Origin of the sequence: uncultured Cedecea sp., from assembly GCF_947498825.1 — a bacterium.
GTDB lineage: Bacteria > Pseudomonadota > Gammaproteobacteria > Enterobacterales > Enterobacteriaceae > JGM124.
Map to the genome: position 1 here is coordinate 16,304 of NZ_CANMLV010000019.1, position 22,631 is coordinate 38,934.

At 45.6% G+C, this 22,631-nt stretch carries 17 protein-coding genes, 1 tRNA gene and 1 pseudogene; 6 read left to right on the plus strand and 13 right to left on the minus strand.

The features are described 5' to 3' along the window. The first annotated feature begins 57 nt into the window (after positions 1-57). The gene (locus Q1A40_RS17295; RefSeq protein ID WP_300002518.1) at positions 58-981 is read left to right on the plus strand and encodes a LysR substrate-binding domain-containing protein; all 924 of its coding nucleotides are present in this window, start codon (positions 58-60) and stop codon (positions 979-981) included. A gap of 350 nt (positions 982-1,331) precedes the next feature. Here Q1A40_RS17295 and Q1A40_RS17300 read toward each other — a convergent pair whose 3' ends face one another. Genes Q1A40_RS17300 through Q1A40_RS17310 form a run of 3 tightly spaced genes read right to left on the minus strand, consistent with a single transcriptional unit; the run spans position 1,332 to position 5,624 of the window. Then, positions 1,332-3,728, minus strand: coding sequence for a glycoside hydrolase family 31 protein (locus tag Q1A40_RS17300; RefSeq protein ID WP_300002521.1), 2,397 nt, complete (start codon positions 3,726-3,728; stop codon positions 1,332-1,334). Between the two features lie 55 nt (positions 3,729-3,783). Next, positions 3,784-5,085, minus strand: coding sequence for a TRAP transporter large permease (locus Q1A40_RS17305; RefSeq protein WP_300002523.1), 1,302 nt, complete (start codon positions 5,083-5,085; stop codon positions 3,784-3,786). A 44-nt stretch (positions 5,086-5,129) separates the two neighbouring features. Then, a complete protein-coding gene (locus tag Q1A40_RS17310) occupies positions 5,130-5,624 on the minus strand; it encodes a TRAP transporter small permease (protein ID WP_300002526.1) in 495 nt (164 codons plus the stop codon). 299 nt (positions 5,625-5,923) lie between these two features. Between Q1A40_RS17310 and Q1A40_RS17315 the strand changes: the two genes are divergently transcribed. The 3 genes from Q1A40_RS17315 (at position 5,924) to Q1A40_RS17325 (ending at position 9,600) form a co-directional block, all read left to right on the plus strand. Next, positions 5,924-6,916 carry a TRAP transporter substrate-binding protein gene (locus Q1A40_RS17315; RefSeq protein WP_300002683.1) on the plus strand — a complete coding sequence of 331 codons (993 nt, stop codon included), beginning with the start codon at positions 5,924-5,926 and terminating at the stop codon, positions 6,914-6,916. 53 nt (positions 6,917-6,969) lie between these two features. Next, positions 6,970-8,766 carry a glycoside hydrolase family 2 protein gene (locus tag Q1A40_RS17320; RefSeq protein WP_300002528.1) on the plus strand — a complete coding sequence of 599 codons (1,797 nt, stop codon included), beginning with the start codon at positions 6,970-6,972 and terminating at the stop codon, positions 8,764-8,766. Between the two features lie 84 nt (positions 8,767-8,850). Further along, positions 8,851-9,600, plus strand: coding sequence for an FCD domain-containing protein (locus Q1A40_RS17325; protein ID WP_300002531.1), 750 nt, complete (start codon positions 8,851-8,853; stop codon positions 9,598-9,600). Between the two features lie 175 nt (positions 9,601-9,775). Here the strand turns inward: Q1A40_RS17325 and Q1A40_RS17330 are convergent. From Q1A40_RS17330 to Q1A40_RS17345, 4 genes and pseudogenes are all read right to left on the minus strand, one after another. Continuing rightward, positions 9,776-10,276, minus strand: a pseudogene (locus Q1A40_RS17330) (tyrosine-type recombinase/integrase); the annotation flags it as partial. Positions 10,277-10,455: 179 nt separating this feature from the next. Continuing rightward, positions 10,456-10,531: transfer RNA gene (locus tag Q1A40_RS17335), tRNA-Asn, on the minus strand. 158 nt (positions 10,532-10,689) lie between these two features. Further along, positions 10,690-12,144: an AMP nucleosidase gene (locus Q1A40_RS17340; RefSeq protein ID WP_300002534.1), complete on the minus strand. Its 1,455-nt coding sequence runs from the start codon at positions 12,142-12,144 to the stop codon at positions 10,690-10,692. A gap of 100 nt (positions 12,145-12,244) precedes the next feature. After that, entirely contained in the window at positions 12,245-13,165 is a 921-nt protein-coding gene (locus Q1A40_RS17345; RefSeq protein ID WP_300002537.1) for a LysR family transcriptional regulator, read from the minus strand. A gap of 155 nt (positions 13,166-13,320) precedes the next feature. Between Q1A40_RS17345 and nfsB the strand changes: the two genes are divergently transcribed. Then, positions 13,321-13,974 carry an oxygen-insensitive NAD(P)H nitroreductase gene (nfsB, locus tag Q1A40_RS17350; RefSeq protein ID WP_300002539.1) on the plus strand — a complete coding sequence of 218 codons (654 nt, stop codon included), beginning with the start codon at positions 13,321-13,323 and terminating at the stop codon, positions 13,972-13,974. 270 nt (positions 13,975-14,244) lie between these two features. Here the strand turns inward: nfsB and Q1A40_RS17355 are convergent, their stop codons facing one another. Further along, on the minus strand, positions 14,245-15,156 hold the full coding sequence (locus Q1A40_RS17355; protein ID WP_300002542.1) for a pyridoxal-phosphate dependent enzyme: 912 nt from the start codon (positions 15,154-15,156) through the stop codon (positions 14,245-14,247). Positions 15,157-15,177: 21 nt separating this feature from the next. Beyond that, complete coding sequence (locus Q1A40_RS17360; protein ID WP_300002544.1) at positions 15,178-15,885, minus strand: PAS domain-containing protein; 708 nt, start codon at positions 15,883-15,885, stop codon at positions 15,178-15,180. A 243-nt stretch (positions 15,886-16,128) separates the two neighbouring features. Between Q1A40_RS17360 and Q1A40_RS17365 the strand changes: the two genes are divergently transcribed. Continuing rightward, a complete protein-coding gene (locus Q1A40_RS17365) occupies positions 16,129-16,908 on the plus strand; it encodes a Sua5/YciO/YrdC/YwlC family protein (RefSeq protein WP_300002546.1) in 780 nt (259 codons plus the stop codon). Between the two features lie 369 nt (positions 16,909-17,277). Here the strand turns inward: Q1A40_RS17365 and Q1A40_RS17370 are convergent, their stop codons facing one another. The 4 genes from Q1A40_RS17370 to cmoA form a co-directional block, all read right to left on the minus strand. Further along, the gene (locus Q1A40_RS17370) at positions 17,278-19,668 is read right to left on the minus strand and encodes a TonB-dependent receptor (protein ID WP_300002549.1); all 2,391 of its coding nucleotides are present in this window, start codon (positions 19,666-19,668) and stop codon (positions 17,278-17,280) included. A 262-nt stretch (positions 19,669-19,930) separates the two neighbouring features. Further along, positions 19,931-20,845 carry a LysR family transcriptional regulator gene (locus Q1A40_RS17375; RefSeq protein ID WP_300002552.1) on the minus strand — a complete coding sequence of 305 codons (915 nt, stop codon included), beginning with the start codon at positions 20,843-20,845 and terminating at the stop codon, positions 19,931-19,933. A 53-nt stretch (positions 20,846-20,898) separates the two neighbouring features. Continuing rightward, positions 20,899-21,870 (minus strand): tRNA 5-methoxyuridine(34)/uridine 5-oxyacetic acid(34) synthase CmoB, encoded by a 972-nt coding sequence (gene cmoB / locus Q1A40_RS17380; protein ID WP_300002554.1) that lies wholly within the window; start codon positions 21,868-21,870, stop codon positions 20,899-20,901. Next, positions 21,867-22,610, minus strand: a complete 744-nt coding sequence (gene cmoA, locus Q1A40_RS17385) for a carboxy-S-adenosyl-L-methionine synthase CmoA (protein WP_300002557.1) — start codon at positions 22,608-22,610, stop codon at positions 21,867-21,869. Before cmoA ends, cmoB begins: the two co-directional genes overlap by 4 nt. Between the last annotated feature and the right edge of the window lie 21 nt (positions 22,611-22,631).

Consider the following 22,631-nt stretch of genomic DNA (forward strand, 5'->3'; position numbering starts at 1 on the left):
TCATTTTGCTATTATATACTATGGAACGTTTTGATATTCACATAGGAATTGGTTTTCATGAAAATGAAAAAGAAACAGGATCTATCACATTTTTTATTTTTCTTCCACGTCGCCAAATATCGAAGTTTTTCTACTGCGGCTAAGAGGATGAACGTTTCGCGCTCATCGGTGATGTCAAATATAAAAAATCTTGAAGAACGTTTTAATATTCGGTTTATTAACAGGAATACACGTTTTTTCTCACTCACATTTGAAGGGAAATATCTATATGAGCAAAGTCTTAAGATAGATGCCTTATTAGAAGAAACCGTTAAATCATTAGAAAATGTTTCTTCTTTTTCGAGGAGAGAGGTTTCCATTAAATTACCTGTTATATTCGATATACCTGATGTACATTATGCATTATCCTCATTTATGACTAAAAATCCGGAAGTTATTGTTCACACACGCTATGACGACCGGTTAGGAAATTTGATTGAAGAAGAAGTTGATTTCGCTGTACATATCGGAGAATTACCGAACTGTAGTTATTATTCTAAGATAATCACTAATCTTAAATCTTACATTCTGGCCTCACCAGAGTTTTTACGTATTCATGGAGAACCTCTTCATCCACAAAATCTGGTGGACTATAAATGTATTAATTTTGAGCACTGCCTGACAGGTGATAAATGGTTGTTCCGGAATAAAGTAAAAGGTGTATTAGAGTCCTATCCATTAGGGCCTACCTTAAAGGTATCCAGTGAACGCACAGTGATTTCTTTTATTGAAAAAGGAATGGGGATTGGGTCTGGTTTGAGTTTTCTTTGCCATGAAAAAATCAAAAATAATATATTACAATCAATACTTAATGACTGGACCTATCCGATTCCGGTTTACATAATATTTCATTCAAAGTGTTATGTAGATGAACATGTCAGAAATCTGATGGATGAGATAAAAGATACCATCAATGTTTTACAAGTCAGGCATAGCCTGTAGATATTCCTGCCCGGTGAGTTTTACCTGGGCTATAACGCTCGTGGTTGATTTGGAGTCGTAATATGTAAACCGCGTTGGTACAGGCATTTAAAATTGATACCTGTATTATCACATCGTGCTGGAGCGTCGTTTATATACTGCGTATCTGAAAGTGCGGGAAAATGAAATTGACAGTTCCGCTGAATAGGGAAGAGCTACCCAAATAGCAAAAATCCCGCGTAAGTTTCCTTATGCGGGATTTTTGCTATTTGGCAGGTTGTACTGGCATACCCAGGAAAAAAATATTATTGCGCAACGACTTTATGACTGGGTGACAGAGAGCCCGAGGGGCTCTCAGGCTATGACTGTTGTTATTTCGCTTCGCTGAGTGGGAAAGTAGCACCTGAGTGATAAGTTTTACCATTGACAATAAGCGGACGTGTTTCACCTTGAGGTAAACGCAGTGTCAAGGTTTGATACGCAGGTTGGTAGTTACCAGAGCGGGTGATGTCCAATTTAATCGCCTGGTTGCTGCATACCATCTCAATATCCAACGTAATATGCTGTCCTTCCTGGTATCCATAGCTTTCGCCATCATCATCGAACAGGCAACTTGTATGCTTACCTACTCCCATAATAGGGTAGATATTCAGTATGCGTGCGGCATCTTGCTTGATATCTATATGCGCCACACGTTCGCTCATCGGGATAATCGAACCTGCGCGAGCAAGTAGTGGAATACGTTCTAAAGGAGCATCAAGGGTAATCATTTGACCGGCACTATGCCATTGGCCGGTGTAGAAATCGTACCAGCCTGTTTCGTTGTCAGGCAGATAAACATCACGCAGATACTGACCTTGCTCAACGACCGATGCCACTAAGAGGTCTTGACCAAATAAGTAGTCGTCACATTCATCAAAAGTACGTACGTCATGCTCATGATCGAGGAAGGTTGGGCGCAACATCGGTTCATCTTGCGTCGCGGCTTTATGTAAAGAGTCATAGATGTATGGCAGTAACTGGTAACGCAGACATATTGCATTACGGACGATGGGGGTGACATTAGGGTACATCCAAGGCTCGTTTACTGTACCATCATCATTCCACGAGTGAACAGTGAAACGAGGATGCATTACACCATTTTGTACCCAGCGAACAAATAACTCAGCATCTGGTTTATCCCCCGAGAATCCTCCTACATCATGACCCAAGTTATAGAGGCCAGACAAGCTCATACCGAGCCCCATCTTGATGTTGTACTTCAAGCTAGTCCAGTTTGTGCGGTTATCGCCACTCCAGGTCTGTACGTAGCGACTCATGCCAGGACAGCCAGAACGCGAAATTAAGTAAGGGCGAAGGTATGGTGCGAACTCAGCTTGCGCTTCAAATGATGCGCGCATCATCAGTAGCGGCTGAAGTGGTCGAATTAAGCTAACGGGGATCTCTTTTCCGAAGCCGAAACAGCGCGCACCACGATCCCAAATTTCGTATTCGTTATTGTCATTCCAGGTTGCGTCGATGCCTTTTTCCAGCAACTGCTCTTTGACGTTAGTTTGCCACCATTTCACCGTTTCAGGGTGGGTAAAGTCTAAGTGTGACCCCTCTGCATCCCAAAATACTGAGTTTTCAGGGTAATCAAACTCTGAATCTTGAATGAACAGGCCCTTTTCCTCAACTTCGGCAAAACGGGGGTGGTCGCGCAGTAGACAGGGTTTGATATTCGCGGCTAATTTCATACCATTACGATGAAAATGGTCTGACATGGCTTTAGGGTCTGGTACTTTGTCAGAGTTCCAGTTGAATACATAACGCTTATCACCAATCGATGTGTAACCAGAAGAGAGCTGGAATGAATCACATGGAATACCATGTTCAGCACATTGATCAACAAAGCCTTCAAGCAGTTCTTGAGCGTTTTGTGCATCAGTGTATTGCATCGTCGAACCGCTGTAACCTAAGCTCCATTTCGGACCAAACATCGTCCCCCCCGTGAGGCGTACAAATTGTTTCGTGACGTTCTTTATGCTATCCCCGTATATAAAATACATATCGAGATCACCGTCTTCAGCACGGTAGCTACGGTATTTGATGTGGTAGTTATCAAGCTCATTGCCAAGATCGAACCAGCAACTCGCCAGGTTATCGTAAAACAGACCAAACGAAGCATTGTGCTGAACATTTAGTGGTTTAGTGATGTAGAAAGGAATGTGCTTGTAAAGAGGGTCTGTTTTACTTGCGTCGTATCCCATAGCATCGAGATTGCGCATTTCAAAACGACGACCTTCGCGATTCAAGTTACCGGCTTTCTCACCTAAACCGTAGTAATGATCGGTTAACTCTCGGTTCATAAAGTGCGCAATACCCGATTCATTCACTCCGAGTTGAATCGCGCCTGTTTTTCGATCTTTAGCAAGCGTTACCCATTCACCGTTGATGCGATGTTCCCACTCCATCCACAATGGTTGATGTACAGTCAAGCGTAGCTGTTCTGTGGTCACTGTAAGCTTATCAGTGGTATGTTCTAGCTGATAATCAGGGCAAGTGAAGCCTTGTATAGATAGACGATCACGGCCTTCCCAGGGAACATCCTGACTGTCGGGTGCGACTGTCCATGTGCGATCAAGACGTAACGTGTTGTCACGTTTAACCAAGACACGAATCAGATTCTTTTCAAGAATAAAAAGGTGGAGCATGTGTCTATTATCGCAACGAAGAATCACTTCGTTGTTATTTTGTTGTTCAAACTGCCACTGTTTTAGAAATTTCATTGTGAAGGTATCCATTCATTTGCGAGAGAGTCGACAGACACTCTCGCCATAATTATTAGTAATCCAGGAATAACTGAGGAAGTGTCAGGCTAATTTGTGGCACAAAAGTGACGAGCATGAGTGCTACAAATAACACTATGTAGAATGGAAGCAGCGGTTTAATAACCCTATCGATCTTCACGTTACCCACGGAACAGCCAATAAAGAGTGCGCTTCCAACGGGGGGCGTACAGATACCAATACACAGGTTGAAAGTCATCATGATACCGAAGTGCACGGGATCCATACCTAAATCTAACGCGATGGGTAAGAAGATAGGCGTAAAGATAAGCAGGGCGGGTGTCATATCCATAAAGGTGCCAACAATCAACAGCGCCAGGTTAATGAGCAGCAGGATGATTAATGGGTTTTCGGAGATAGTGAGTAGTGCATCACTGATTAGATAGGGGATATCTGCGTTAGCCATCGCCCAAGACATCCCCATGGAGGCACCAATCAGCAACAAGACAATCGATGTTGTTACCACTGACTCAAGAATGATCTTTGGAAGTTGTTTGATGCTCACTTCACGATAGAACACAATTGCCAGCAATAAAGTATAAATGACAGCAACCGCTGATGCTTCTGTTGCTGTGAAGATGCCACCGATGATACCGCCCATAATTATCACGATTAAGCTCAAACTTGGCAGTGCTTCCAGCGTTTTTTGCATCACTTCAGAGTACGTTGGTTTAGGAGCAACTGAATAACCACGTTTTTTCGCAATAATACCGGCCACGATCATCAAACTAACGCCCATAAGGATGCCCGGTATATAACCGGCCAAAAATAGCGCCCCGATTGACGTGCCGCCCGAAATCAGCGAGTAAACGATAAATGTATTACTCGGTGGGATCAGCAAACCTGTTGGGCATGAACTAATGTTGACCGCTGCTGAGAACGCCGGATCGTAGCCTTCTTTCTTTTGCAGTGGCGACATGGTGCCACCTACTGCAGCAGCAGAGGCAACAGCAGACCCGGAAATCGCACCAAACATCATGTTAGCGATGATATTCACATGCGCCAGCGAACCGGGTAAACGACCGCCGAGGATTTTAGCAAACTCAATCAGGCGACGCGCAATACCACCTTGGTTCATAATATTGCCGGCAAGAATAAAAAATGGAATAGCCAACAGAGCAAAGCTATCTAAACCCGATGCCATTTTTTGTGAAATCACGGCAATCGCTGCATCAAAAGGTAGCGACATTATGATGGTTAGTAATGAAGAGAGCCCGATAGAGAATGAGATTGGCACACCAATACCGAGCAATATAAAGAAACTACCAAATAAAACGATCAGAATTTGCCATTCCACGGTGATATTCCTTATTTAAGTCATTATTAAAATTTTATCGGGTGTTATGACGCCAGAGTCCGGCGTTTGGCAACCAGTTCTATTAGGTCGCGGATGATATAAACCGCCATAAATAAACCACTCAATGGAATAGCCGCGTAAACCAGACCCATCTCAATACCTAGTACAGGCGAAATTTGACCTGTTTCAAGTGTATTTAGCATCAAATTACCGCCACCGTAAATCATGATGATAAATGCAAAAGAAATGCTTAAAAGATTAATAATGATATTCAGGTTATTCAGTTTTAGTGGGCTTTTTTCCAGGGCCATTGGCAGTAAATCGATAGCCAGATGACGCTTTTGCCCCATGGTGTATGCCGCTCCCATCAAGCCAACCCAAATAAATAGAAAACGTGACATTTCATCCGTAAAGGTGCTTGGGTTATTCAGTACATAACGCGAAAATACCTGCCACGCGACAGACAGCACCAATACACTACTCAGTGAAATACAGAATAAAGAGAGTACTTTGTTCAATATGATGATGAGTTTATTCATTAACGTCTCCTGGCGACGAATTATTTCTCTAATACTGTAGAAAGCGACACAGAAGTAGGATGTGGCGCATTTAAACACAGAGCAATAACCGATCTTGTGATAAAACTCACAATTAGATGGCTGTAGCTGAGATTGCTAACCAAAAGCATGACACTGGTCAACCAATTGAAATTTTTTCGTTGAAAATTGGTTGCGAATAGGTCAGTTTGGATATGCGTTGAAAAATTTTGATTAGCCTCAAAATATTGGTCAACCATAATGGTGTTCGGCTAATGAAACGATTAAATATGGAGAATTCTATGCATTTTAATAAAAAAGTACTGGTGACATTCGTTACTTGCGTGCTGACAGCAAGTATCTCCTCTTCTGTTCTTGCGACGACAACGCTTAAATTGAGCCATAACCAGGATCGTAACCATCCGGTTCATAAGTCAATGCAGCATATGGCTGACAAAGTGAAAGAATACACAAACGATGAAGTGCGCATCCGTATCTATCCAAACGGTCAGCTAGGAACTCAGCGTGAGTCAATGGAATTACTTCAAAATGGAGCTCTTCACATTGTGAAATCAAACGCCAGTGAGCTCGAAGCATTTGAACCGGCTTACGGCGCTTTCAATATTCCTTATATCTTCCGCGACCGTGATCACTACTACCGTGCAATGGAAGGTGACGTGGGTGAGAAAATTCTGGAAGCTTCTTATGATAAAGGTTTTATCGGCCTGACTTACTACGATGCTGGTGCTCGTAGCTTCTATGCCAACAAAGAAATCAAAACACCAGCAGATCTCGCCGGTATGAAAATTCGTGTGCAGCCAAGTCCTACAGCAGTTGAAATGATTAAAATGATGGGGGGCTCTCCTACGCCTCTGGCTTATGGCGAGCTATACACAGCGCTACAGCAAGGTGTGGTTGATGGTGCAGAAAACAACGAAACAGCACTCACAACCGCTCGCCATGGCGAAGTAACAAAAATTTTCAGTATGGATGAGCATACGATGATTCCTGATGTTTTGGTTATCAGTTCAAAAGTCTGGGATAAACTATCAGAAGAAGAACAGAAAGCACTGAAAAAAGCAGCAAAAGAATCAATGGCATATCATAAAAATCTGTGGACGGAGATGACTGCTGAGTCTATCGAACAGTCCAAATCCTCTATGGGGGTTAAGTTTGTCGCCGTTGAGAAGCAGCCATTCGTAGATGCAGTAAAACCAATGCATGATACAGCCCTGAAAAATCCAGCAATTGCGGATTATGTTCGTGGTATTGATGCTCTGGCTAATACTAACTAATCGTAAATATCGCGAGCGTATTGTGCGTTCTCGTTCTCAGGAATAGTCATCATATGTTAGAACGTTCTGAACTTGCTGAAAATGCTATCAACTGTCTGCATGATGAGCAGTACGATATGCCGCTCAATCTACAAAATCTTAACCATACCAACATGCTATTTATGGGGGGGCGTGAAACGGAGTCTCTCAATGGTGACTGGAATTTTGCAGTAGACTTGCTAGATACAGGCCTGCGTCAGCGTTGGTATAATATGAAACCGATGCCAGCTGAAAAACGGAGCGAACCGTGGGACTATGACCCCTATGTTGGTGAGACAATTTCAGTGCCGTCTTGCTGGCAAATGCAAAAAGAGAAATGGTATTTCTTTGAAGGGAGTGCCTGGTACACCAAGGCTTGGGACTACGATGCAGCAGTGCAAGACGAACGCATTTTCCTCCGAATCGGTGCAGCTCAGTATGATTGTAAGATCTTCCTGAACGGAGAATTTATCGGTAACCACTACGGGGGATCTACTCCATTTTTTGCCGAATTTACGGATAAATTATCAGCGGGTCGTAACTGGATCATGTGCTGTGTTAACAATAACCGCACTCTTGATCGCGTACCTATGCGCAATACTGACTGGTTCAACTACGGTGGCATATACCGTGATATCGAAATTGTGCGAACACCAAAGGAAATCATTCGCGATCTGCACGTTTATCTTGTTCCAAACAGCCAGTACAACCTGATCCATATTGATGTTGAAGCCGAAGGTTCAACTGATCACGTTAAAATTACGATTGCTGAACTTGGTATCAATACTTCTATTGTGCTGACTGAAGGTAAAGGTTCGATTAAATTAGAGGTGCAGCCTGAACTATGGTCGCCAGAGAACCCAAAACTGTATGATATAACAGCAACGTTTTGCCAGGATCAAATCAACGATCGTGTTGGTTTCCGCCAAATTGAAGTTAAAGGGACAGATATATTCCTTAACGGTGTTAATACCTTCCTACGCGGTATCAGTGTTCATGAAGATGACCAAGATCTCGGTAAAGTCGTGACACCTGAAGATCTTAAACGCCGTTTCCAGCATGCAAAAGAGCTGAACTGTAACTACATGCGTTTTGCACACTACACGCATCATGAAATGGCAATCAAGATGGCAGACGAACTGGGTTTCTTAATTTGGGCAGAAATCCCTGTGTACTGGGCTATCGATTTTGAGAATCCAGCAACTTACCAGGACGCGGAAAATCAGTTAATTGAAATGATTAAACGTGATCGTAATCGTGCGTCAGTCATCATGTGGTCGGTTGGGAATGAAAATGCTGATACCGATCCGCGTCTCATCTTTATGTCTAATCTTGTGAAAACAGCACGTAAAAATGATCCTTGTCGTCTGGTCTCTGCCGCATGTTTAGTTAACCATGCAAAAAATAAGATTGAAGACCGCTTAGTCAATCATTTAGATGTCATTGGTATCAATGAATACTACGGGTGGTATGAAGAAGTCTTCGATGATTTGATTGAAATTGGCGAAAACTCAAATCCAGGCAAACCAGTCGTCATTTCTGAAACGGGTGCAGATGGTTTCATCGGGGAAGGCGCAATCAAAACAGGTTTCTTCAGTGAGTCCTATATGACAGAAGTTTATCAAAAACAGACTGAATACCTAGAGCGATTGGATTATATCAAAGGTATCTCGCCTTGGATTCTTTATGAATTCCGTGCCGAACGCCGCCAAAATATATTTCAGAGTGGATGGAATCGCAAGGGATTAATTTGTAATGATAAATCGACGAAAAAAGCGGCCTTCCATCTGCTTGCCGACTTTTACGTGAAACTAAAATCACAATCTGTATAACAATGCTCAAAATTGATCAATCTCATGGTGACCAATTTGCCCCAAACAATAAGATAACATCATGACAAACGGGCGAGAGTATCAATGAACATAGTAATATCAGAACCAAAAAGACAGTATCAGGAAATAGGTTTATCACTACAGGAACGCATTTTAAAAAGTGAATTCAACGTAGGTGATCGTTTACCACCAGAGCGCGATATAGCTGAAGAAATGAAAGTCAGTCGCTCAGTTGTACGCGAAGCTATCATTATGCTGGAACTACAAGGTTTGGTTGAAGTGCGTAAAGGTTCTGGTGTTTACGTCATTAATATTCCAAGTAAAGACAGTCAAAATGGGCAAACGTCAATGCCAAGGTCCAGCTCAGATATCGGTCCGTTTGAACTGTTGCAAGCTCGCCAAGTGATTGAAAGTGAAATTTCAGGTTTCGCTGCGCGCCATATTACCAAGAGTGATATTCAACGACTACGTGACGTGTTAAATAGCGAAAAAAATAACTTAGCAAGTGGCATCGAAGATTATGACAGTGATGAATTATTCCACCTTATCATTGCAGAAGCCTCTCAAAATAGTGTGTTAGCTGATATTGCTAGTGATTTGTGGCAACGCCGCCATGAAAGCTCGATGTGGAGACAACTACATTCCCGTATTACCGATAACAATTATCGTAAAGCTTGGTTATCAGATCATGAAAAAGTGTTAGTCGCGTTACAAAAACGCGATTCAGAAGGGGCATGTAAAGCAATGTGGGAGCATCTGGATAATGTTAAACAAGTTCTTTTCAAGCTATCTGATGTGGATGACCCAAAGTTTGATGGCTATCTGTTCCCATAACTCATAATTTATTGAGGAGAAATTCTCCCTTAATACTTGATTTGTGCTCAAAGTAAAAATAACGTAACAATAAATAAGTCGATAAGGTCGCGAGTATCACGATTGCGGCAGAAAAGCTGAGTTTAAAAGCATGGTAAACCTGCTTACCGTTGGAGATAATGTGTATTCCAATACATTTAAGCCTTGTCGCCACTTCCAGATAACCAAGCGCTTCCACTTTTTTGATCGGAACTAACAGATCGCCCGTTGAAACCTCCGTCACGTCTTTATCCCAATATAGGGAAAGACGTAAGTTTCCAGTCGGGTTCTTACCGTGTTCTGGTAATCCTCGAACCATTTTTTTTGGTGGTAAACCATGAATTGGCAATGACTTTGAAAGCACGGGTATTAGCTCGTTTTGCTTTTAGCTCTGTAGCTTCCGATTTTTTCTTGGCATCAGGATCAATACTTTCAGCAATCAGCTTACGGCTTCATCCCGGCGTTCTCTTATTTTAGAAAGTGGAACTGAAGAGTAGACACCAAGAGCGAGTATCCTTTGTTTCTTTTCGCAAAGGTAAGACAAGCGCCAGTATGACCCCTTCGGATGCACCAACAGCTGCATACCAAAGCCATCCGTCAGCTTATATTCTTTCTCAAGAGACTTGGCATTTTTTACTTTGGAATCAGTCAGTGACATGACTCGCCCCCTTGAGTTGTGGGTATAAGCAAAATCGAACCAGAGATACCAACAATTCTACCAACAAAAGTAGTGGGCAGTAGCGTTTTTTGGTGGAAGAGGGTGAACGCAAAAGAGAGGGTAAGTAATTGATAGAAAGCAAAAAAGCAGACGTCATTGAACGTCTGCTTTCTTTAAATTGGCTCCTCTGACTGGACTCGAACCAGTGACATACGGATTAACAGTCCGCCGTTCTACCGACTGAACTACAGAGGAATCGTGTGAACGAGGCGAATAGTAGCGAGGGGCGGGGTGGTTGTCAAAGGCTGTTTTCATAAAGGAAGTTCGACTGCTGGTTTATCCAGCAGATTTGTTAAAAAAGCCGCACTTTTGTGCGACTTTTTAAGGTGATACTGTTTCTTTACCCGCTGCGATTATCTGAATGGTGGTTCATTGAAGGTACGTAATTTGCGGGAATGCAGTTTATCGCCTTCAGCGCGCAGTAAGTCGATAGCGCGAATGCCGATTTGCAAATGTTCGGAGATGGCACCTTCATAAAAGCGGTTAGCCTGTCCCGGGAGTTTGATTTCCCCGTGCAGGGGTTTATCTGAAACGCATAGCAAAGTGCCATAAGGAACCCGGAAACGATAACCCTGGGCGGCGATGGTGGCACTCTCCATATCAATGGCCACGGCACGGCTCAGGTTAAAGCGTAAGGCGCTGGCAGAGTAGCGTAGTTCCCAGTTACGGTCATCGGTGGTGACCACAGTACCGGTACGAAGCCGTTGTTTCACCTCTTCCCCTGGCATACCGCTTACTTGTTTGGTGGCGTCGTAAAGTGCTCGCTGCACTTCGGCAATGCTCGGGATAGGAATATCCGGCGGCAGAACCGCATCAAGTACGTGGTCGTCGCGTAAATAAGCATGTGCCAGCACGTAGTCACCAATCTGCTGACTTTCCCGCAGTCCTCCGCAGTGGCCTATCATCATCCAGGCATTCGGGCGTAATACTGCAAGATGGTCACAGATAGTTTTGGCGTTTGACGGGCCGACGCCAATATTGATCAGGGTGATACCGGTGCCATGGTTATCAATCAGGTGCCAGGCAGGCATTTGATGTTTTTTCCAGGCGAGATCTGAAATCGCTTCTTCCGGAGACTCGGTTTCCGAGGTCAGCAGGATATTACCCGCGCAGGAGAGGGCGATATACGGACTATCTGGGTCATTGATTTGTTCACAACCCCAGCGCACAAACTCATCCACATAGCGGCTGTAGTTAGTGAACAGTACAAATGACTGAAAGTGTTCAATAGGGGTACCGGTATAATGGCGCAAGCGAGCCAGTGAAAAATCGACTCTGCGGGCATCAAAGTGCGACAGGGGCCACTCTTCGGTGGAGTGAAACAGGCCATCGGCATTCTCATCACCAATTTGCGCAAGGTCAGTGCTGGGAAAATGGTGCGTCAGTCCTGCACTCATGGTGCGATCCAGGTTCAAGCCATCAATCACATAGGGGTAAGGGATTTCGTGAAGAGAAGGTTCGACACTGATAGAAATGCCATAATCTTGATGTAACAGCTCGAGCTGTTCACCAAGATAAGAGCGGAATAACTCCGGATGTGTGATGGTTGTGGCGTAGCTGCCTGGGTGGGTAAAACGGGCATAAGCGCGCGTTTTATTACTGCACCGTGGCGTACCATCCCAGCTTACGCGTAATTGCGGATAAACAAACAATCCTTCAAGGCGGGCATCTACGTCTGGCAGGGTGCCATTCTGGGTATAGTCGGCAATAGCACTACGCAGGGCATGGACGGAATTGTTATAGAGTGCTTCAAGCTTATCGAGTGCCTGGGCTGGAGTCAGGCCTGCAGGTGTGGCTTTATTACTCATTCTATCTCCATTTAGTTAACGCTGTTACCTGGGTGTGGCTTTTATTTTCAGGGGCTTTTTTGCGAACTACAGTATCGCATGTGTTATCCCGAATATCCTGTCACAGTTCTGTTGCAGGTTGAGTGCTGAGCGCGATTTCACAACGACTTTTCACTGCCTGATGTAATAAACGTACCGCGGGTGAGAGCTGTTGGCGGTGCGGGCAGATTAAATTAAGGGGTAAATCATCTCCTTGATATTGTGGCAGTAAGACCTGTAAAGCGCCCATCTGAACATCCTCGCAGACATCTATCCAGGATTTATAGGCAATACCTTCGCCTTTAATTGCCAGACGGCGGATCACTTCGGCATCGTTACTGGTCACCGTGCCTTTCACCGCCACTTGGTAGTGCTTGTCCTGGCGGCGAAAGCTCCAGTTATCATAAGTTCGACCCTGTAAGGTATAGGTCAGGGCATTGTGCTGTTTTAGCTGTTCCGGCGTTTGCGGTGTGCCTTCGCGGAGCAGATAGTCGGCAGAGGCCACAAGTACCCGGCGATTGGTAGCGGCTAAGGGGAGAGCGACATAGGATGCATCATGCGTGTTACCGTAGCGGAACGCGATATCGACCGGATCTTTAAACACGTCACTGACTTGATCTGAGAACAAGATTCTCAATTGCAGAGCAGGATGTTGTTGGCGAAACCGATGGAATACCTCCAGCAGCAAATGACGGCCTAAATCCGAAGGGACGGCAATTTGCAGCAAGCCACTGATTTCATCGCCCGCAGGCTTGAGTTGTTGGAATCCTGCTTCAAGCGTTTCCAGTACCGAAACGGCATAGGGCAGCCAGCGTTCACCTTCCTGTGTCAGGCGCAGATGGCGGGTCGAACGCGCAAATAAACGGATTTGCAGATTCTCTTCCAGTCGCTTGATGGCGGTACTGACCTGGCCTGGCTGAATGCCTGCCTCACGCGCTGTGGCACTAAAACTTCCTAATGCGGCCGCTCTGACAAATAGCGTGAGGTCTTCAAATCTGAGCATTTATCCTCCCTGAGTATAAGTGTTATCGGCTGACAGCGGTTTTCCGACAGCCAGCCTGCCTGTATTCTATGGTCATTAACGGTTTTCTGACGAACGGAAAGAAATCCGTTGTTAGATTATTCATTTTGTTAGCTTGCCTTTTTAAGGATATCCGCATGACCATTATTGATGTTGCTGAGTCGCGTTATACCACCAAAGTTTTCGATAACAGCAAGAAAATACCCGCTGAGCAAGTTGAAAAAGTGAAGCAATTATTACGCTTAAGCCCATCGAGTACTAACCTGCAACCCTGGCATTTTATCCTTGCCGGCAGCGATGAGGGTAAATCGCGCATCGCCAAGGCGACATCGGGAGCTTACGGTTTTAATGAGCCTAAAGTCCTTAACGCGTCCCATGTGGTGGTCTTTTGCGCTAAAACAACACTCGATGAAGAGTATCTGAATGTTGTGTTACAGCAAGAGCAGTCTGACAATCGTTTTGTGAACGACGAAGTGATGGCGGGCCAGCATAAAGGCCGTAGCTTCTTCGCCAATATGCACCGCTTTGATTATAAAGATGCGCAGCACTGGATGGAAAAGCAAGTTTACCTCAATGTTGGTAACTTCCTGCTGGGCGTTGCATCCTTAGGGATTGATGCGGTACCGATTGAAGGTTTCGATGCACGCATTCTCGATACCGAGTTTGGATTACGCGAAAAAGGGTTTACCAGTGTTGTGATTGTCGCTATCGGCTATCGCAGTGAAAATGATTTTAATGCCGCTTTACCGAAATCACGCTTACCACTGAGCATGACGCTGAGCGAAATTTAACGTTCATCGCCAGTCAGACGCGACTCAGTGACTGACTGGCATGATAGTTTTGTATTGTTATTTTCCCTCAGACTTATCGCTATAATTTTCCAGCTATTAATCCCGCCTTTATCTGTTTGCTCCTCCTGAGTTGATTAAATTTTAGGTTATCGATAACGCTGATCGCTCCGTCTCGGTAATGAAAAAATGATCCAGCGATAAAGAAAACGCCCCGAGAGTGTCATTTTCTCAGGGCGTCAGTTGACTTGCTTCGGAGCAGAAGGCTAAAAATTAATCATCAAATGTCTGCAAGAAAGAGGTGGTCGCCGTTGAGCCACCACAAACAATCACCAGCACATTCTGATAGTCAGCAAGCGCCGGTTGCTGTTGATAGAGCAGCGCCAGGGCAGCACCACAAGCGGGTTCTACCAGAACGCGTTGGTCATCAAGAAAGCGCAGACAGGCGTTCACGGCCTGGGTATCCGTGACGGTATAAGGAAACACTTGTCGATGCTGAGTCACATCAAACGCTCGCTGGCAGACCTGACGTGCCCCCAGGGTCGTGGCAATACCCGATAGCGTGGAGAGCGTGACCGGTTGTCCTGCTTCCATTGCGGCTTTGTAGGAGGCCATACCTGCAGTTTCTACGGTAAAAATGGGAACATTATCGAGGCCATTGCGTGATAATCCTTCATCAACCCCTGCCAACAGCCCGCCGCCGCCTACGGACAGCACGATGGCATCCGGACGTAAACCGGCCTTAACCACCTCATCAATCATTGAGGCATGTCCTTCCCATAGCAAAGGGTCGTCAAAAGGATGAATAAATGCATCTTGTTCAGTTAATAATGACAGCGCCAGCTCATTGGCTTCTGCCCAGGACTTGCCCTGCACTCTGACGTCTGCACCTTCCAGTGCCAGTAAATGACGGGCACGTTCGGAAGTGGTTTCAGGCACCACCACTACCACCGGGACACCGAGCTTACGACCGGCATAGGCTACCGCCAGACCGGCATTCCCGCCTGATGATGAAATTAAACGTCGGGCACCACGCGCAACATGGGTTTCACTGGCATGGCCAATACCGCGCATTTTAAATGAACCTGAAGGTTGCAGGGCTTCCATCTTTAACCAGACACGGGTGTGGTTCAACTGACTGAGCGCCAGTGATTCCAGTAGCGGGGTATTGATACTAAGCGCCATATGTTTTATTTCCTCTTGTCACTACAGAATTTGGGATTCATTTTTTAGTTCATCAAGATAGTTATAAATGGTGTAACGCGTGACTCCGAGGACCGCTGCCGCTTTTTCAACCCCGCCTTTGATCAGGAAAATCCCTTTTTCCTGCATATTTTTTACCGCGAGTAAATTGGCTCGTTTGGTATCAGCCCGGTTACCTTTAGTGCCTGACATATCGGTATTACTGATGATCTCATGCATTAAGTCTTCAATACTGGCATGACTATTTTCTAGGGTTTGTGCGGGAGGATTGCTGTTTTGCTCTGGTGCGACTATCCCTGCCAGTGAGTTCAACACACGTAGTGCCTCTTCAATTCCGCTGTTATCAACGTTGACACAGAGCGCGGCGAAAGGCTGGTGACGGCGGTCACGATAGATTGCAGTACTGCTGCGTAGCGGCTTGCCTTCACGGCTATAAGTGACATAGTCCAGCAGTAATGAAACGGGTTCATCGCGTCGTTCCATGGCACTAAGAAAGGCCTTATCCGTGCGCATTCCCGCCAGCACAGAGTCTCCTTTTTGACGCCCGGTTACACCCGCATTGGCTATTTCTGCAATGGAATATTCCGGCTTGCGGAGATCGTGCAATACCACCTCGGTCTGACAGGAGACTACACTACCGATTACCCTGACCGCGGCTGACAGCATGACCATTAACTCATCAAGATACTGTTGCTCTGTTAACTGAGACATGTTTGAACCTTATCTCATCATTCCGGAACAGGATTAGTTCTACATTTTGTAGAAAAAATAGCATTGATAAAATAACTAATCAACATATTGTTGATTAGTTTGCAATAAAATCAAAGATTGAATGATGCTGGCAAAGTATTGTTCCAGCAGCGGCACAATCGAGCCGATTCTGTTGGATTGATTGCACCCTTAAGCACAAAACTCCATGCTGAAACCACTTCCCCACAGTCTAAAGGTAACAGCATGAACAACAAAAAAATCACATGGAATGGCGCGGTGCAGCCAGAGGCTTTGACTATTTTATCGGCTGAAGGCGGGATGATTATCTGCCCGACAAAAGTAGGTTACATCATCATGACCTCAGATAAGCAGGGACTGGAGCGTAAGTTCGAAGCCAAGCAGCGTAACCGCAATAAGCCTGGAGTGGTATTGTGCGGCAGTATGGAACAATTAAAACAACTGGCACAACTGACACCGGAGATTACCGCATTTTATCAGGCACACTGGGATGCCGATATTTTACTGGGATGTATCCTGCCCTGGCAGCAACAGGCTCTGGATGCGTTACCTGATGACGGATTAAAAGCGCTGATGATGGATGGCCGCCAGACCAGCTGTTTTGTGATTAAGTTTGGTAAACCGGGTGAGATGCTGGCGAAAGCCCTGTGGGAAGAAAGGGGCAAGTTCTCCTTTGCCAGTTCGGCAAATCCGTCAGGTAAAGGCAATCGTGGCCGGGTAGAGAATATTGGTGAACGCATTGAACAGCGTGCGGACTTAATTATCTCTGCCAATGACTATGTCAGTTCTGTTCAGGCAGGAAAAAGTGAAGGCGCGCGTTATGAACAAGGCGTGATGGTTTCTATGGTCGATAGTCAGGGGAAATTGGTGCCGGAGCAGCGCGGTGAACGTAAAGTGACGCCATGCCCAGTCATTATCCGTAAAGGTCTGGATGTGGATCGCATTATGTCCCTGATGGCCGATCGCTTTAATTCGTGGGATTATCGTCATGGTGATTACTACTAATGCCATACTGAGAGTATTCACTACATCGTGGCGATTTTGTGTCGTCAGGGTGTGATTCAGGTAGCGATCGCCCCCCATTTTGCCCTTGTCGCCAGTCTGGTAAACCCACAGAGTCAGGCCAGATTGCTGGAATTTAAGCAAGAGTCGGCTGTAGCGACTCTGATATTCTGTTTTGCTAAATTTTACGCAGAGTAAACGTGCCGACAGCGTTTATCATTCCCTTAAATATGTTCTGTTTCTCTGTTTAGCGGCCCTGTTTTCATGGTAAAAAAGCGCTGAGTAACTTGTTCACTCAGCGCTTTCATCAGTCGAATTAATTTCAACCCGGCTTTTGGACAGGTTGAAAACATATGATAAAAACCCGTTTAATCAGAAATCGACATTCACACCTAACTGGAAATTACGGCCCGGCGCGATAGCAAGCTGTTGGTTGTAGTAATTTTGATCGCTATTGGCGTTCGTGTTTGTTGCTTCTTCAATATCCCGGACACTCAGATAGTCCCAGTACTTGCGGTCAGTCAGGTTATATATCCCACCGTTAATTCTTACGTTTTTAGTGAGGCGATAGTAAGCGGTCAAATCAACAACGCCATAACCTGGCGCATTCATGTAAGTGGTTGAACCGCTAATCGCCGTTCCGCTATTACCGTAGGTATTACGGCCGGGATCCGTTGCGCGTTTACCTTTGTTAAAAGTGGCGTTGACTGCGGCACCGTAGAGTTTTTGCGGATCGTCATAGGCCACTGCGAGAATTGCTCTCATTGGTGCCACGCTATCCAGATCTACGTATTGGTCCCCGGAGAAGCTTGATTTCGCCGCACCTTTTGAATAGCCAAATGCCACACGGGTGCTCATCCCGTCAATCTGATTAAACCAAGTCCCTAAGGCGAATTTGGCACTCACCTCTGCACCATAGATATAGGCTTTATCGCGGTTTTCATACTGATAAACAGTCGTTATTCCACCCGGATAACCACTGCATTTGCTGCTTGATGCGCAGGAGTAACGCGTAATGCCAATGAAGTTTTGATAGTCGTTGTAGAAAGTTGACGCACCAAAGGTAACGCCTTCAATCAGATGGCCTTTGACGCCCAGTTCATAGTTATTACTGGTTTCAGTTTTCAGGTCCGGGCTACTCAGGATAGCGTAAGGGCTTGAATAACCGCCTCCGTATCCCAGACTCCAGGCTCCATAAAGTTGTCCCGGAGTAGGGAACTGAATACCACGCTTATACTGTACGTACGCGGCCAAATCCGGCTTCAGTTTATACTGGAGACTCAGGGACGGGAGCACTTTACCTTCTGCCATGGTACCGTAAAGATTGCTGGTATCGGTGACATTGGTATTGTTAGACATCAGGGCATCTTGGTTTTTCGGTTTTGCATACTGATAAGCCCAGCGTATGCCGGGTACCACCGAGAAATCATGTCCGTTCAGATCCCAGGTTAGGGTATCTTGCAGGAAGACACCCAGCGTTGTCACATCGCTATCCGCTTGTGGCTGCCCGAGAATAATTGTGGATCCTGTCTGGGTTAATGGACGTTCTGAACGGGTGACTTTGGCATTCAGGCCATAGCTAAACTGGTGGCGATCCCAGTCCTTATTCGCGCTGGATTCTATCCCGACAGTTCGGGTGTCGTTATTGGTCCATGTCATTGTGGACGGGGTTTCAAAAGTGGCGTCGTGCGCTTCGGTCTTGGTATAGAACACCTTCGTTTTTAACGCATCAAAAAGAGTGAAACGATCGGGTGTCCAGAGATCTTCGACACTCGCACCATAGCGTCGGGTCTGGCTACTCTGATATGAGGTGCCGCTGATAGCGTACCCTGTATAACTTGAACCACTCCAGGTCGGGAAATGGGTATGGTTAGTTTTGTGGAAATAATCCACTGACGCGGTCAGCTGATGGTTATCGGTTGCCTGCCAGATACCTGAAGCAAGTACCGCGTTAGAATGCCAGTTCGCTGCTGGTGTATTGACGGTCGCTTCATGCTGATTTTTGGTTTGATTACCGTCTCTACGGCTGATGACAATAATACCCCGTAAATTATCATCGCCGCCGGCTGCGGTGATGCCGTTGTGCCAGCTCTGATTAGAGGAATCATAGTCACTCTGATAACCGAAATAGTTATACTTATCGCGGTGTAAATAGTCATTGGGTGATTTAGGTTTAAAAGAAACGGAACCTCCTAGCGCGTTATTCGGATTGGAAACCTCGGTGGTACCTGAAACGATATCAACAGAGCCATACATATAAGGATCAAGATAGTCACCCCGGCCAATACCGTAGCTTCCATACTCTGAACGACCGTTGGTTTGCGATGTGGAGCGGTCAGTTGCCGTTGGCAATTCGACGCCGTCAATATCGATAGAAACACGGTTTGCATCCAGACCACGGATATTGTATCCGGTAGCCCCCCCACGATCGTATGAACTTTTCCCGGCGGATGAGCCACCAGCAGAACCGTTTGCGCTCATTAATGGCTGATAACGCATAACGTTACTAAAATCATTTACACCGTTCTGCTGCATTTCCTCAGCACTGATTGCCACTTTGGTGCCAGGTTCAATTCTTCGGGCCCAGACTGTCATCTGCTCTACGTTTTCTTCGGCTTTTGTTTTAGAGGATTCTGTCGTTTCAGTGGTCTTATTTTTGTTTTCTTCTGCAGCGTGACTCACGAAGGCTACGCTACTGAGAATTCCAGAAAGAATAAGTTTGTTAAGACGCGAGATCTGAAATCCCTGATTATGGAAATGCATGTGAACTCCGTTAAAGAATTATTTTTTGTCTTTTTTATAGGTAATGATGGTTGATACTTGTCAGCATCAACCATTATTACAATATCGTAAATGTTATCATTACACTATATAAATGATAATCATTTTCATTGGTGTTCACAATTCTTCATGATTACAAGAAGGCATGTTGCTTCATCATTATCCATTGAATATAAAGGGATATAGCGGGGTGCCTATGATGACTGGACGTCCGGACAAAAATGATTATCCGGAGTACGGGAGGTCAGGGGTGCTCTTTAGATTCGGCGGCGGCAATTCGTTGCTGTAACTCATCGCTAAAGCGTTTAATGCCTGATGTTACGCGCTCTTTGGTTTTAAATAACAGCCAAATTTTATATTCGTCCATTACCCAGCCGGGTAAAATTCTGACCAGTTTACCGGCAGCGACGCTTTCACGTGCCACATAGGTTGGTAAATAGGCGATACCTCGACCTGATAACGCCATCTGCACTAAAGCAATACTGTTATTACTGCGAAAACGACTCTGAACGCTGATACTGATTTTCTGTTTATCTTTACGGAATGGCAGCGAAATCGAACGGGCAATACCGCGTAATAAAATATAGTCCCGTGTCGGTAAGTCTTTCGGACTCAGGATCGATCTAAGTGTTTCCAGATATCCGGGCGCGGCAAATAATCCCCATTGAATGGAACATAAAAACTGGGTGTGTTCATGCAGGGGAGGGTCTTGCGACACGCAGATAACCAGGTCATACGGACTTTCTTTGATATCGACTTCTTTGTCAGAGAGATCAAGGTCGATAGTGGCGTGAATATTTTTTTCCAGAAACGAATTCAGAACCGGAACGACATACTGGGTACCAAAAGTGACCGGAGCCAGCAGGGTAATCGTGCCTGTTGTTTCCTGATAGTACTCTTTAATAAACAGTTCGGAGGATCTGAGTTCATTCAGAATTTTAAAGCAGTGCTGGTAGTAACTCAGTCCCAGTTCCGTAATCGTGATTTTGCGAGTGGTGCGTTTTAACAACATACCGCCGACACGCTGTTCCAGCAGAGCAATATCCCGGCTGACAGAGGACTTTGACATACCGAGACTTTTGGCTGCTTCAGTGAAACTTAAGGTCTCAACAACGCGAGCAAAAACCGCCATCGGGATCAGATTTTCGACTTTTTCCACCTGGCCGTTATTCCTTTCGCTACAGTCCGGAGGAACGCCCCCGGACTCTGTGGTTAAGGCTTACGCGCTATCAGCACTGCGCGGACCGGTGCCGGGTATCCTTCAACGGTTTTACTGACGTCATTAGGATCAAGAAAATCGGCCAGCGACTCGGTGGTAAGCCAGGACGTCCGGCGTTGCTCTTCAGAAGTGGTCACACAGCTATCGACGATTCTGACATCGACAAAACCGCATTTTTCTAACCAATTTTTCAGCGCCAGCGCCGAAGGAATAAAATAGACATTGCGCATCTGGGCATAACGCTCACCCGGTACCAGTACGGTATTTTCATCCCCTTCCACGACCAGCGTTTCCAGCACTAATTCGCCTTCGGGTAATAGCTGACTTTTTAACTGATAGAGATGGTCGAGTGGGGAACGACGATGATACAACACGCCCATCGAAAACACGGTATCAAAGGCATTCAGCTCGGGGAGTTGTTCTATTCCTAGCGGCAGTAAATGCGCCCGCTGGTCGTTACCCAATAATTTACGCACTGCTTCGAACTGACATAAAAACAGTTGCATGGGATCTATGCCGACAGCCAGGTGTGCGCCCGCGCCAATCATCCGCCACAGGTGATAACCGCTGCCGCAGCCTACATCGAGAATAGTGCGGCCTTCGAGGGAGGAGATATGGGGTAGCAGACGATCCCATTTCAGGTCAGAACGCCACTCGGTATCGATATCGACACCGTATAAAGAAAAAGGACCTTTACGCCATGGCATCAGGTTACGCAGCAACTTCTCAATGCCGAGTTGCTGACCCGGACTTAAGGGTTCCTGGGCCTCGGCATGTACCTGGTGCAGTAAATCAAGGTGATAAGGCTGTACTTCGGGCAGATGATGAATGGTATTAAACCACTGTTTAAACTGACCGTGCAGGGATTCACGTTGCCATGAGGACAGTTGTGCAGGCAGGGTTTCAAGCCACGGGGCCAGCGGACTTTTTGCAATAAGCTGATAAAAATTACCAAAATCAATCATACAGTTGTCCCGGACTTTACTGCCACTAATGAACCAAAATTAAAACACTGAAACCACAGTTCAGCATGTTCGAAACCGGCTTGTTTTAAGCGTGCTTTATGGGTGGCAACCGTATCGGTCAGCATGACATTCTCCAGCATGCTACGTTTCTGGCTGATTTCCAGCTCGCTGTAACCATTGGCGCGTTTAAAATCATGATGCATATTAAATAATAATTCCCCGACTTCCTGGTCTTCAAAACTGAATTTTTCCGAAAGGACTAAAGCCCCGCCAGGGTTCAATCCCTCCCAGATAGTATTCAGTAAGCGCTGCCGGTCTTCAGGAACCAGAAACTGTAAGGTAAAGTTCAGCACTACCAGGGACGCGTTTTTGATATCGACATTACGAATATCATCTTCAATAACGTCCACGACTGTCTGAGCTTTAAAGGCATCAAGATGGCGGCGACAGCGATCGACCATGGCCGGTGAATTATCGACAGCGATAATTTTGCATCCCTCATGACGAATATTGCGCCTGACTGAGAGTGTTGCTGCCCCAAGCGAACAACCGAGATCATAAACCTGGCTATTCGGCTGTACAAAGCGCTCCGCCAGCATCCCTATCATTGAGATAATATTGGAGTAGCCAGGAACCGAACGCTGGATCATGTCCGGGAAGACTTCTGCTACCCGTTCATCAAAAGTCCAGTCGCCCAGTTTATCTATCGGGGCAGAAAAGAGCATATCGCGGTCTGACATAAGGTTAATCCGGAAATCCTA